The organism is Rhizobacter sp. LjRoot28 (assembly GCF_964253025.1).
Classification (GTDB): domain Bacteria; phylum Pseudomonadota; class Gammaproteobacteria; order Burkholderiales; family Burkholderiaceae_C; genus Rhizobacter.
Window position 1 is genome coordinate 3,398,546 of sequence record NZ_CAXUQC020000001.1, and the last position, 11,988, is coordinate 3,410,533.

The window sequence follows — 11,988 nt, forward strand, 5'->3', positions numbered from 1 at the left end:
CTCATCGAATGATTTGGATGCGCTTCTGGAGGGCCCGGACGCCCATCGACAAGGTGAAGCAGATGGCGAAATAGACCACGGCGGCGAGCAGATAGGTCTCGACCGGACGGTTGAAGTTCTTGCCCGCGACCTCGAAGCCCTTGAGCAGGTCATAGGCACCGATGGCGTAGACGAGGGAGGTGTCCTGGAACAGGATGATGGTCTGCATCAGCAGCACCGGCAGCATGTTGCGGAACGCCTGCGGAAGCACGATGTAGCGCATGACCTGCGGATAGTTCATGCCCACCGCGTAGCCCGCATTCACCTGGCCCTTCGGCACCGACTGGATGCCAGCCCGCATGATCTCCGAGTAGTAGGCCGCCTCGAAGAGCGTGAACGTGATGACGGCCGACACGTCGGTGCCGAGCGGCTTGCCGATCAGCAGCGGGATCAGCAGGAAGAACCACAGGATCACCATCACGAGCGGGATGGAGCGCAGGGTGTCGACGTAGATCTGCGCGGGGATCGCGAGGAACTTCTTGCCCGACAGGCGCGCCAGCGCCAGCAGGGTGCCCAGCAGGATGCCGCCCAGCATGGCCACCAGCGTGAGCAGCAGCGAGAAGTACAGCCCGTTGAGGATGAACCCCCGGATGAACTCCCACGACAGGAAGGAGAAGTCGAGGTTCATTGACCGGCTCCTGCCATGCCGGGCACGGCCGCGCGGTGCTCGATGAAGAGGGCCAACCGGTTCACGATGAAGGCGGAGACGAAGTAGAGGCCCGTGACGGCAAGGTACATCTCGACGCCGCGCGAGGTTTCCTCTTGCGACTGCATGGCGAACAGCGTGAGTTCGGAGATGCCGACGGCAAAGGCGACGGAAGAATTCTTGATGATGCTCATCGCCTCACTGGTCAAGGGCGGAATGACGATGCGGAAGGCCCGCGGCAGGACGACGTAGCGATAGGTCTGCACCGTGGTGAGGCCGAGCGCCAGGCCCGCGTAGCGCTGACCCTTGGGCAGCGCCATGATGCCGGCGCGCACCTGCTCGGCCACGCGGGCCGAGGTGAAGAAGCCGAGCGCGAACACCACCAGCATGAAGCTCGGCACGCCACGCAGGCTGGTGAACAGCTGCGGAAGCACGTGGTACCAGATGAAGATCTGCACCAGCAACGGCACGTTGCGGAAGACCTCCGCCCAGGCGTTGCCCAGCCAGACGAGCGGCCGGCTCGGCGTCGTGCGGGCAATGCCCATCAACGAACCGACGACGAAGGCGACGATCCATCCGAGGGCGGCCACGGACAGGGTCCAGCCCCATGCCGACAGAAGCCACTCGAAATAGGTGATGTCACCCTCGGGGCCGAAACAACTTGGATAGACGGCGTCTTCGATCGTGCTCTTGCAGAAGACCTGCCAGTCCCATGTGGAACTCATGTGCAAACTTTCTAATGTTCAGGACTGCGGTTGATCCAACCCGCCCTCCAGCAGGACCTGTGCCAGCGCCGGCAGCCAGCGCAAGCCGCCGATTGTGGCGCGCGCCACCGGCTGCTGGCAACAGGCAGACTTCGCGTTTTCCCGCACCCACGAAGTGCCGCCCCAAACGCACATGCGGGCCGAAGCCCGCATGTGCGCTAGCCGGAGAAAGGCGGGGCCTTACTTCTTGTACGACTCGGCCGGATTGTCGTTCGGGTTGGCGATCGCCTTCTTCAGCGACTCGCTCATCGGCATGCCGACCACGTTGCCACGCGGCGGGATCGGGCCGGTGAACCACTTGGCGTACATCTTGGCCAGCTCACCGCTGCTCATCAGGCCCTTGACGGTGTCGTCGACGACCTTCTTGAAGGCCGGGTCGTCCTTGCGGTACATGATGGCGATCGGCTCTTCGCTGATGGTCTCGCCGACGATCTTGAAGCCCGACGGGTTCTTGGAGTTGACGATCAGCCCGGCCAGGATGTTGTCATCCATGACGAAGGCATCGGCGCGGCCCGACTCGACGAGCAGGAAGCTGTCGGCGTGGTCCTTGCCCAGGACGTCGTTGAAGTTCACCTTGGCGGCGCGCTCATGCTTGCGAAGCAGCAGCACCGAGGTGGTGCCGGTGGTGGTGGCCACCGTCTTGCCGTCCAGGTTGGCCAGCGAGTTGATGCCCGAATCGGCCTTGACGGCGATGCGCACGTTCGTGACGTAGGTGGTCGGTGCGAAAGCCACGTCCTTCTGGCGCGTGGCGTTGTTGGTCGTGGAGCCGCACTCGACGTCCACCGTGCCGTTCGTGACGAGCGACACGCGGTTCTGCGAGGTCACGAGCTGGTACTCGACGGGCAGCTTGGGGTTGCCGACCGCCTTCTTGACCGCCTCGGCGATCTGGTTGCAGACGTCGACGTGGTAGCCGACGTACTTGCCGTCGCCGGTGGTGTAGGCCAGGGGCGCCGAGGAATCGCGCGTGCCGATGACGAACTTGCCCGACTGCTTGACCTTGGCCAGCGTGTCCGACTGTGCCCAGGACGCGGTGGCGGTGGAGGCCAGCAGTGCCAGGGTGATCCAAGCCATCTTCTTCATTCGAACTCCTTCAGGAAGGTTAACGGGACAGGGTACCAAAAACAAATTGAATCACTCATACGTTTTAACCACATTGGAATCCCGCAAGAAATCCCACAGGGATTGCGCGCCAGGCTTGGTGTGGCGGGCGACCTCCGGGCGTTCCCGGTAGATGCGCACCTCCATGGACAGCTCGCAAGCCCCGGGCCCGGTTGCCCTCACCAGACGCTGGTTGAGCAGTTCCTTTTTCACGGAACTGCCAGGCAGGAAGGCCACGCCGTGGCCTTCGAGGGCCATGGCCTTCAGGCCTTCGGCCATGTCGGTCTCGTAGATGGGATCCAGGTTGAGTGGCACGGGCGACTGCTTGATGATGAGTTCGACCAGCCGCCCCAGGTAGGCCCCCGAGGCGTAGCTCAGGAACGGCACGCGCTCGTCGTGGGGCGCAGGTAGCCGGAACAGCGGCCGCCCGGATTCATCCCCCCGCGCGTAGGGTGCCAGCACTTCGTGGCCGAGGCTCAGCATCTCGTAGCGGTCCGGGTTCAGCGCGAGCGGCTGGGACGGGTGGTGGTACGAGATGAGCAGGTCGCAATTGCCCTCGGTGAGGTGCAGCACGGCGTCATGCACGTTGAGGGCGATGAGCCGGCTCTTGAGCGCACCGAAGCGCTGTCTCACATCCATGACCCAATGGGGAAAGAAGGTCACCGCCAGCGAATGCGGCACGGCGAACTCGATCATGTCCTGCCCCGCCACCTGGTGGGCATGCATCATGTTCCGCGTGGCCTGCAAGGCGCCCAGGATCTCGAGCGCCTGCGCCCGGAAGGCGACACCTGCCGGGGTCAGCCGCGTCGGGTAGGAGGAGCGGTCGACGAGGTCGGTACCGGCCCAGGCCTCGAGCGACTGGATGCGCCGGGAGAAGGCTGGCTGGGTGACGTGGCGGAGCTGGGCCGAGCGCGAGAAGCTGCGCGTCTCGGCCAGGCTGACGAAGTCCTCAAGCCATTTGGTGTCCATCAGCGCCCTCGCGAACTCCGGTTGGCGGTTGGTCGTCCGACCCGCTTTGCTGCAGCCGCCACATCGCAGCATAGCGGCCATTGGCCACGAGGAGCTGAGCGTGCGTGCCGCGCTCGATGACGCGGCCCTGCTCCATGACGAGGATCTCATGCGCATCGACGACCGTCGACAGACGGTGCGCGATCACCAGGGCCGTCTTGTTGCGCGCAACGCCCTGCAGCTCCGCCTGGATGGCCCGCTCGTTTGCGGAGTCGAGCGCCGACGTGGCCTCGTCGAAGATGAGGAAGGGTGGATTCTTGAGCAGCGTGCGGGCGATGGCCACGCGCTGCTTCTCCCCGCCACTCAACTTCAGGCCGCGCTCGCCGACGATGGTGTCGTATCCCTTGGGCGTGGAGGCGATGAAACCGTGGATGCGTGCCGCGCGGGCGGCCTGCTCGATCTCGGCTTGCGTCGCCCCGGCCCGGCCGTAGCCGATGTTGTAGGCGATGGTGTCGTTGAAGAGCACGGTGTCCTGCGGCACGATGCCGATCTGCCGGCGCAGGCTCCCCTGGGTGACGTCGCGCAGGTCCTGTCCATCGATGGTGATGCGCCCCTCATTGACGTCGTAGAAGCGATAGAGAAGTCGCGCGAGCGTGCTCTTGCCCGACCCGGACGGGCCGACCACAGCGACCGTCCGGCCCGCCGGAATCTCGAAGCTCACGTCGTGGAGGATGGTGCGGTCGGGCTCATAGGCGAAGGACACGTGCTCGAAGCGCACGGCCGCACCGGTGACTCGCAATTCAGGGGCATCGGGCTTGTCGGCAATCTCCCGGTCGCGCTCGAGCAGGGCGAACATCTTGTCCAGGTCGGTCAGGCTCTGCTTGATCTCCCGATAGATCACGCCGAGGAAGTTGAGCGGGATGTAGAGCTGGATCATGAAGGCGTTGATCATCACCAGATCGCCGAGCGTCATGCGGCCCTCGACCACGCCGGTGGTGGCGCGCCACAGCATCGCCACCAGGCCCGTCGCGATGATGAGCTGCTGGCCGGTGTTGAGGATGGACAAGGTGGTCTGCGACTTGAGCGCGGCACGGCGCAGGCGCTCCAGGCTCTCGTCGTAGCGACGCGACTCGAAGTCCTCGTTGTTGAAGTACTTGACCGTCTCGTAGTTGAGCAGCGAGTCCACCGCCCGGGTGTGGGCGTGGGAGTCGAACTCGTTCATCTGTTTGCGGAACTGGGTTCGCCAGTTGGTGACCGTGACCGTGAAGACGATGTAGAGGACCAGCGCCGTGAGGGTGATCCATGCAAAGCCGGCATCGAACTTCACGGCCAGCAGGCCGAGCACGAGGCTCACTTCGATCAGGGTCGGGAAGATGCTGTACAGCGAATAGGAGATCAGCGAGTGCACCGCCCGGGTGCCCCGCTCGATGTCCCGCGTCATGCCGCCCGTCTGGCGCTCGAGGTGAAAGCGCAGGCTCAGGTCGTGCAGGTGCCTGAAGGTGCTGAGCGAGATGCTGCGCGCCGTGCCTTCGGTCGCCTTGGCAAACACCAGTTCGCGCAGCTCGCCGAAGAGCGAGGTGGACAGGCGCAGTGCGCCATAGGCCACGAGCAGCCCCACCGGTACGACCAGTGCGGCTCGGGCATCGCCTGCCGGAATGGACAGGCTGTCCACCAGCGACTTGAGCAGCAAGGGCACGCTCACGTTCGCCACCTTCGCCGCGATCATGAAGGCCAGGGCGATGCCGACGCGCCAGCGATAGCGCCACAGGTAGGGGAAAAGCTTGCGCAGCGTGCGCCAGTCGGAACGCGGTCCCGCCGGTGCGGCCGGCGCGCCGGCCTCATGGGGTGTCGCCGGAAGAGAAGCAGGACGCATGGTGAAAGGTCAGTCTGTCTGAGGAAGCTGGCGACAGTGTGCCCAAACATGGGACGGCGCGCCGCCAGCCCCGCCATTTTCATGGCCTGCCGTTCATGCCGCCGGATCGGCCGACTGTCGGGCCAGCGCACCGCGCGCGGCCCGTTGCGGCACCATCACGCCACTCCGGCAAGCCCGCCTGAGTTCCCGCCCACCCTGCCCGGAGATCGACGTGTCCCCGACCGAGATTCGCCAAGCCCCCGCCCGCGCCGTGCTGCGCAAGACGCCGCCCCAGGGCCTGCGGTTGCGCCGCTTCAAGCGGCAGCTGGTGCCCGGGCTGCTCCGCAGCAATGGTGCGGCGCCGGGCCGGTCCGGTGGACTGCGCAAGCCGAGTGTCCTGAGCGGCAGGGTGTGACCCATTGCGCGTTCGCCGGTCGAACGCATCAGTGCACGAACCCGCGAGGTCAGGGACAATCGGGGATTGCCCGAACCGATGTCCCCGATGAGCGTCCCTGCCCCCACTCCCGCCACTGCTGAACGCATCTCCCTGCCCACCGACGGCTACCTCGCCATGCGTGTGGCACCGATGCCGTCGGACGCCAATGGCAACGGCGACATCTTCGGCGGCTGGATCATGGCCCAGGTCGACCTGGCCGGCTCCACCCTCCCCGGCCGCATTGCCAAGGGCCGCATCGCCACGGTGGCGGTCAACCAGTTCGTGTTCAAGCAGCCGGTCTCCGTGGGTGACCTGCTCAGCTTCTACGTGCATGTGGAGCGCATCGGCCGCACCTCCATCACGGTGCGCGTGGAGGTCTATGCCGAACGCAATCCTGCAGACGTGCAGGTGTTCAAGGTGACCGAGGCCAATCTCACCTATGTCGCCATCGACATGCAGGGGCGCCCGCGCGAGATTCCGAAGTCCGAGGACTGATCGCTCCACTCAAGGCGCAGCGGGCCTTCGCCGGCGGGCCTCGGCCTGCGCGAGCAACTGTCGGGTCGGCGTCGTTTCAGTCAGCCGCGGCACGATCTGCGTGCTGATGATGGCGGCGAGCTGTTCTGCCCAGAGTGCGTACACCGCAGGGCCCGGGTGGAAGCCGTCATCGGCCATCAACACGCTGTCCGTGGCCTGAAGGTTCTCGTAGGGCAGCGGAAGCCACCAGCGCTCGGGCCAGCGCTCGCACCACTCGGCCAGTGCCTGGTTGTAGCGTCGTTGCCCGTGCACCGGCACCCAACGCAGCGGGTTGGGCAGCGCAAACGAATGCACCGGCGGCATGCCGCAGTGGACGATGTGCTGCACGCCGGCAAGCCGCGCCGCCGCGCGATCCAGTTCGTCGAGCTGCTCCAGCCAGCGACGGGTCGACTCCTGCGCAATCATCTCGGTCAGGCCCAAGGTCGTGACCATCACGTCGGCCGGTCGAAGCGGCAGTCGCCGCAGCGCCTCGGTGGACTGGGCGGTGTTGTCGCCTCGGCGTGCGATGACCTGCCAGACCACGGCGCCACCCAGGCGCTGCGAGAGGGCCTCGCCCAAGCGACCCGAGAGCGCCTGGGACTGGCTCTCGGCGCCCACGCCAGCCGCGGACGAGTCGCCGACGATGAGCACCCGAAGGCACACCCTGCCCGTGCCCGAGACGCCTTCTCGGTTCCCGGCGGGCTCGGGCAGGTTCGCGGCGCGCCGCTGTACCGCCTGGCCTTGCCGGCGAACCCACGGGCTCAGCAGGGCGCGAACGACCTTGAAGAGCACGTGAACGAGGAGCGGAACGAACGCGTGCCCGTCAGCTGAACTGGCTGAAGTCGGGCTTGCGCTTCTGGAAGAAGGCGCTGAAGGCTTCGCGGGCTTCCGGCGAACTCAGCCGGGAGGCGAAGACCTCGTTCTCCGCCGCGATCGCTTCCCAGAGCGCGTCGGGGTCGGCCCGGCGCATCAGCTGCTTGCTCTGGCGGATGGCCGAGGGCGGCAGCGCGTTGAAGCGCTCGGCCATGCGGCGCGCATGGTTCACCACCTCGCCGGCGGGCAGCACCGCATTGGCGATGCCGCAGTCCACCGCGTCCTGACCGGTGAAGGGATCGCCCAGCAGCAGCTTCTCGGCCGCGCGGCGCTGGCCCATCAAGCGCGGCAGCAGCAGGCTGGAACCGAACTCGGGCACGAGGCCCAGGCTGACGAAGGGCATGGCCAGTCGCGCCTCATCGGAGACATACACCAGGTCGCAGTGCAGCAGCATCGTCACGCCGATGCCGATGGCGCCGCCCGTCACGGCTGCCACGACCGGCTTGTCGCAGCCGGCCAGCGCCTTCATGAACTGGAACACCGGAGACTCCGTCAGCGAACCGGCGCGCTTCATGAAGTCCTCGAGGTCGTTGCCGGAGGTGAAGATGCCAGGTTGCCCGGTGATCAGCACGGCACGGACAGCGCCGTCCGCCTGGGCTGCGTCCAGCGCCTGGGCCATCTGACCGTACATCTCGGCGGTGATCGCATTCTTCTTCTCGGGGCGCGCGATCTCGATCGTGCAAACGCCTTGCAGAACGGCAGTCTTGATGGTCATGGAGAACTCCTGAAGGGGGTGATCTTACGGGACGCGGTCGCATGCGGGTGCGCGTCCGCCGGGGTTCCGCAGCGCGGAGGTGTGAGCAAGGTCGTGATGTGCCGGTTCGCTGCGCCGCGAGGCCGTGGCCCCGGGGTGCGAGGGCGTGGCCGATGGGCCGAGCGCCCATTGCGTTGCACATGACGAATCGAGCAGCGACGTGGATGGCTCGCGGGCATGGAACGGAGAAGGCCGAAGCGCCACGGTGTCGCGCCGCACCGCAGGCCGACGAGTGATGCAGCAGCCCTCGAATGCGGCAATGCGCGACCGCGTTGCCGTGCTGCCGGTCTCCCGACCAGCGGCGCACGCTTCCCAAGACGCGACGCACAACGCCGGCCGTGGCGGACGAACAAGAAGCCTGTCATCACGGCCCTCCGATTCGGCCCGCAGGCCGGCCGTCGCTGCAGTCCGATCGAATCGACCGGACTGCTGAGTGGCACGTCAGACGCGCTCGAAGATGCCGGCAGCGCCTTGACCCGTGCCGACGCACATGGTGACCATGCCGTACTTCAGGTTGTGGCGGCGCAGCGCGTGCACGACGGTGGCCGCGCGAATGGCACCCGTGGCGCCCAGCGGGTGGCCGAGCGCGATGGCGCCGCCCATGCGGTTCACCTTGGACGGGTCGAGCTCGAGCGTGTTGAGCACGGCCAGGGACTGGGCCGCGAACGCCTCGTTCAGTTCGATCCAGTCGAGCTGGTCCTTGGTCAGGCCGGCGTAGCGCAGCGCGGCCGGGATGGCTTCGATGGGGCCGATGCCCATGATCTCGGCCGGCACGCCCTTGGAGGCGAAGCTCACGAAACGCGCCAACGGCGTCAGGCCGTACTGCTTCACCGCCTTCTCGCTGGCCAGGATCAGGCAGCCGGCGCCGTCGGAGGTCTGCGAGCTGTTGCCGGCGGTCACGCTGCCCTTGGCGGCGAACACCGCCCGCAGCTTGGCCAGACCCTCGAGCGAGGTGTCGGGACGCGGGCCCTCGTCGATGTTGACCGTGCGCGTCTTGGTGGTGATGCCACCGGTGGCGAGGTCGGGGAAGCGCTCGGTGATCTCGACCGGCGTGATCTCGTCGTTGAACTCACCGGCAGCGATGGCGGCCAGCGCGCGCTGGTGCGACTGCAGGGCAAACGCGTCCTGGGCTTCGCGGGACACCTTCCACTGCTTGGCCACGTTCTCGGCGGTCAGACCCATGCCGTAGGCGATGCCGATGTTCTCGTCGCGGGAGAACACCTCGGGGCTGAACGACGGCTTGTTGCCGCCCATCGGCACCATGCTCATGCTCTCGACGCCGGCGGCGATCATGACTTCGGCTTCACCGACGCGGATGCGGTCGGCGGCCTGGGCCACGGCCGAGATGCCGGACGCGCAGAAGCGGTTGACGGTGATGCCGCCCACCGAGTTCGGCAGGCCGGCGAGGATGGCGCCGATGCGGGCGATGTTCATGCCCTGCTCGCCTTCAGGCATCGCGCAGCCGACGATCGCGTCCTCGATGGACTTCGGGTCGAGGCCCGGCACCTGCTTCATCGCGCCATGAATGGCGGCGACCAGCAGCGCGTCGGGACGCGTGTTCTTGAAGTACCCCCGGCCGGAGCGCCCGATGGGCGTGCGCGTGGCGGCAACGATGTAGGCGTCTTGCACTTGTTTGCTCATGTTCTTGCTCCGTTCAGTTGCGGACCGGCTTGCCGGTGGACAACATGCCCATGATCCGCTCTTGCGTCTTCGGGTGCTCCAGCAGGCCGCAGAAGTGCTTTCGCTCGAGGCCCATCAGGTATTCCTCATCGACCAGCGAGCCGGCTTCCACTTCGCCGCCGCACACCACGTCGGCGATCAGGGCGCCGATGTGGAAGTCGTGCGCGCTGATGAAGCCGCCGTCGCGCATGTTCGCGAGCGACGCCTTGATGGTGGCGATGACCGAACGGCCGGCGACCGGGAACTTGGCGCGCAGCGGGGCACGGTAGCCGCTCTCGAACATGGACTTGGCCTGTTGCACGGCGACGTACAGCAGTTCGTCCTTGTTCGGCACGACCACGTCGCCCTCGACCAGGTAGCCGAGCTTGCGGTTCTCGATCGCGCTCGTGCCGACCTTGGCGGTGGCCGCCGAGGTGAAGGTCTCGCGCAGGAAGGTGAAGAGGTCGGCGTTCGCCCCGTTGGTGGCCGCCAGTTCGGCCGCACGGCGGGCGATGTAGGTCAGGCCGCCGCCGCCCGGGATCAGGCCCACGCCGACTTCGACCAGGCCCATGTAGCTTTCCATCGCGGCGACGCGGCGTGCCGAGTGAACGGCCAGCTCGCAGCCACCGCCGAGCGCGATGCCGCGCACGGCCGAGACCACCGGCACCTGCGCATAGCGGATGCGCAGCATGGCGTCCTGCAGCTTCTTCTCTTCAGGAGCAATGCCCTTGGCACCGCTCTTCATGAAGACCGGCATCAGGGCTTCGAGGTTGGCGCCGGCCGAGAACACGTCGTCTGGCGACCAGATCACGAGGCCCTTGTACTTCGACTCGGCCAGTTCGACGGCCTTGACGAGGCCTTCGGTCACCGTCGGGCTGATCAGGTGCAGCTTGGCGGTGATGCTGGCGATCAGCACGTCACCGTCCAGGGTCCAGACGCGGACTTCGTCGTTGCGGAAGACTTCGGTGCCGGCCTTCAGGGCCTCGGTGGCGCCGGCGCCTGCCACGTCCTCGGGGAAGTGCTGGCGCTCGTACACCGGCAGCTTGCTGCGCGGGACGTATGCGTTCTTGGTCGGGCTCCACGAGCCTTCGGCCGTGTGCACGCCGTCGCGGCCGTCGAACACCCAGGCGGGCAGCGGTGCACGGCTCAATGCCTTGCCGGCGTCGATGTCGGCCTTGACCCACTCGGCTACCTGCTTCCAGCCGGCTTGCTGCCAGAGCTCGAACGGTCCGTTGGAGGCGCCGAAGCCCCAGCGGGTGGCGAAGTCGACGTCACGCGCGGTGTCGGCGATGTCGGCCAGGTGCACCGCAGCGTAGTGGAAGCTGTTGCGCAGGATGGCCCACACGAACTGCGCCTGCGGGTTGCTCGATTCGCGCAGCAGCTTCAGGCGCTCGGCCGGGGCCTTCTTCAGGATGCGGGCCACGATGTCGTCGGCCTTCTTGCCGCCGGCCACGTACTCGCCCGTCGCCGGATCGAAGCGCTGGATGTCCTTGCCGACCTTCTTGTAGAAGCCCGCACCCGTCTTCTGGCCGAGCGCGCCCTTGCTGATCAGCGAGGCGAGCGCGGCCGGGGTGGCGTAGCTCTCGTAGAAGGGGTCGTCCTTCAGGTTGTCCTGCAGCGTCTTGATGACGTGCGACATCGTGTCCAGCCCCACCACGTCGGCGGTGCGGAACGTGCCGGAGCTGGCGCGACCGAGCTTCTTGCCGGTCAGGTCGTCGACGACGTCATAGGACAGGCCGTAGTTCTCGGCTTCCTTGAACGTGGCCAGGATGCCGGCGATGCCGACGCGGTTGGCGATGAAGTTCGGGGTGTCCTTGGCGCGCACGACGCTCTTGCCGAGCGCGGTGGTGACCAAGGTCTCGAGCTGGTCGATGATCTCCGGCTGCGTGGTCGGCGTGGCGATGAGCTCCACCAGCGACATGTAGCGCGGCGGGTTGAAGAAGTGGATGCCGCAGAAGCGGGGCTTGATGGCCTCGGGCAGCACTTCGGACAGCTTCGTGATCGACAGGCCCGAGGTGTTGCTCGCGATGATGGCATCGGGCGACAGGAACGGGGCGATCTTGGTGTACAGGTCGAGCTTCCAGTCCATGCGCTCGGCGATGGCCTCGATGATGAGGTCGCAGCCGCGCAGCAGTTCGCTGTGCTCTTCGTAGTTGGCCTGCTCGATGAGCGCGGCGTCTTCCGGCACGCCGAGCGGCGCGGGCTTGAGCTTCTTCAGGCCTTCGACGGCCTTGGTCACGATGCCGTTCTTCGGGCCTTCCTTGGCCGGAAGGTCGAACAGCACGACCGGGACTTTCACGTTGACCAGATGGGCGGCGATCTGGGCCCCCATCACGCCGGCGCCGAGCACGGCTACCTTGCGCACATTGAATCGACTCATGTTTTCTCCTGGAGGATGGATGGGTT

Annotated in this window: 11 protein-coding genes; 2 read left to right on the plus strand and 9 right to left on the minus strand. The window is 66.6% G+C overall.

What is annotated here, in order from left to right; genetic code table 11:
- Nucleotide 1 precedes the first annotated feature (1 nt).
- From ACSQ2F_RS15535 to ACSQ2F_RS15555, 5 genes are all read right to left on the minus strand, one after another.
- On the minus strand, nt 2-667 hold the full coding sequence (locus ACSQ2F_RS15535; protein ID WP_436024369.1) for an amino acid ABC transporter permease: 666 nt from the start codon (nt 665-667) through the stop codon (nt 2-4).
- The gene (locus ACSQ2F_RS15540; protein WP_436024371.1) at nt 664-1,410 is read right to left on the minus strand and encodes an amino acid ABC transporter permease; all 747 of its coding nucleotides are present in this window, start codon (nt 1,408-1,410) and stop codon (nt 664-666) included. The genes ACSQ2F_RS15535 and ACSQ2F_RS15540 overlap by 4 nt, the downstream gene beginning before the upstream one ends.
- Nucleotides 1,411-1,629: 219 nt before the next feature.
- Nucleotides 1,630-2,529 (minus strand): amino acid ABC transporter substrate-binding protein, encoded by a 900-nt coding sequence (locus ACSQ2F_RS15545; protein WP_436024374.1) that lies wholly within the window; start codon nt 2,527-2,529, stop codon nt 1,630-1,632.
- 51 nt (nt 2,530-2,580) lie between these two features.
- Nucleotides 2,581-3,516, minus strand: coding sequence for a LysR substrate-binding domain-containing protein (locus ACSQ2F_RS15550; RefSeq protein WP_436024376.1), 936 nt, complete (start codon nt 3,514-3,516; stop codon nt 2,581-2,583).
- Nucleotides 3,497-5,368, minus strand: a complete 1,872-nt coding sequence (locus tag ACSQ2F_RS15555) for an ABCB family ABC transporter ATP-binding protein/permease (RefSeq protein ID WP_436024378.1) — start codon at nt 5,366-5,368, stop codon at nt 3,497-3,499. Before ACSQ2F_RS15555 ends, ACSQ2F_RS15550 begins: the two co-directional genes overlap by 20 nt.
- Nucleotides 5,369-5,579: 211 nt before the next feature.
- Between ACSQ2F_RS15555 and ACSQ2F_RS15560 the strand changes: the two genes are divergently transcribed.
- A complete protein-coding gene (locus tag ACSQ2F_RS15560; protein WP_436024380.1) occupies nt 5,580-5,762 on the plus strand; it encodes a hypothetical protein in 183 nt (60 codons plus the stop codon).
- 87 nt (nt 5,763-5,849) lie between these two features.
- Nucleotides 5,850-6,278, plus strand: a complete 429-nt coding sequence (locus ACSQ2F_RS15565) for an acyl-CoA thioesterase (RefSeq protein ID WP_436024382.1) — start codon at nt 5,850-5,852, stop codon at nt 6,276-6,278.
- 9 nt (nt 6,279-6,287) lie between these two features.
- Here ACSQ2F_RS15565 and ACSQ2F_RS15570 read toward each other — a convergent pair whose 3' ends face one another.
- The 4 genes from ACSQ2F_RS15570 to ACSQ2F_RS15585 all read right to left on the minus strand — a co-directional run bounded on the left by ACSQ2F_RS15570 (nt 6,288) and on the right by ACSQ2F_RS15585 (nt 11,962).
- Nucleotides 6,288-7,088, minus strand: coding sequence for an SGNH/GDSL hydrolase family protein (locus tag ACSQ2F_RS15570; protein ID WP_436024384.1), 801 nt, complete (start codon nt 7,086-7,088; stop codon nt 6,288-6,290).
- Nucleotides 7,089-7,119: 31 nt separating this feature from the next.
- Nucleotides 7,120-7,884 carry an enoyl-CoA hydratase gene (locus tag ACSQ2F_RS15575; RefSeq protein ID WP_436024386.1) on the minus strand — a complete coding sequence of 255 codons (765 nt, stop codon included), beginning with the start codon at nt 7,882-7,884 and terminating at the stop codon, nt 7,120-7,122.
- A 480-nt stretch (nt 7,885-8,364) separates the two neighbouring features.
- Entirely contained in the window at nt 8,365-9,564 is a 1,200-nt protein-coding gene (locus ACSQ2F_RS15580; protein ID WP_436024388.1) for an acetyl-CoA C-acyltransferase, read from the minus strand.
- A 13-nt stretch (nt 9,565-9,577) separates the two neighbouring features.
- Nucleotides 9,578-11,962, minus strand: a complete 2,385-nt coding sequence (locus ACSQ2F_RS15585) for a 3-hydroxyacyl-CoA dehydrogenase/enoyl-CoA hydratase family protein (protein ID WP_436024390.1) — start codon at nt 11,960-11,962, stop codon at nt 9,578-9,580.
- Between the last annotated feature and the right edge of the window lie 26 nt (nt 11,963-11,988).

Coding starts and splice junctions, on each gene's coding strand:
- ACSQ2F_RS15535 (WP_436024369.1), bottom strand. CDS start 667: ATGAACCTCGACTTCTCCTTCCTGTCGTGGGAGTTCATCCGGGGGTTC.
- ACSQ2F_RS15540 (WP_436024371.1), bottom strand. CDS start 1,410: ATGAGTTCCACATGGGACTGGCAGGTCTTCTGCAAGAGCACGATCGAA.
- ACSQ2F_RS15545 (WP_436024374.1), bottom strand. CDS start 2,529: ATGAAGAAGATGGCTTGGATCACCCTGGCACTGCTGGCCTCCACCGCC.
- ACSQ2F_RS15550 (WP_436024376.1), bottom strand. CDS start 3,516: ATGGACACCAAATGGCTTGAGGACTTCGTCAGCCTGGCCGAGACGCGC.
- ACSQ2F_RS15555 (WP_436024378.1), bottom strand. CDS start 5,368: ATGCGTCCTGCTTCTCTTCCGGCGACACCCCATGAGGCCGGCGCGCCG.
- ACSQ2F_RS15565 (WP_436024382.1), top strand. CDS start 5,850: ATGAGCGTCCCTGCCCCCACTCCCGCCACTGCTGAACGCATCTCCCTG.
- ACSQ2F_RS15575 (WP_436024386.1), bottom strand. CDS start 7,884: ATGACCATCAAGACTGCCGTTCTGCAAGGCGTTTGCACGATCGAGATC.
- ACSQ2F_RS15580 (WP_436024388.1), bottom strand. CDS start 9,564: ATGAGCAAACAAGTGCAAGACGCCTACATCGTTGCCGCCACGCGCACG.
- ACSQ2F_RS15585 (WP_436024390.1), bottom strand. CDS start 11,962: ATGAGTCGATTCAATGTGCGCAAGGTAGCCGTGCTCGGCGCCGGCGTG.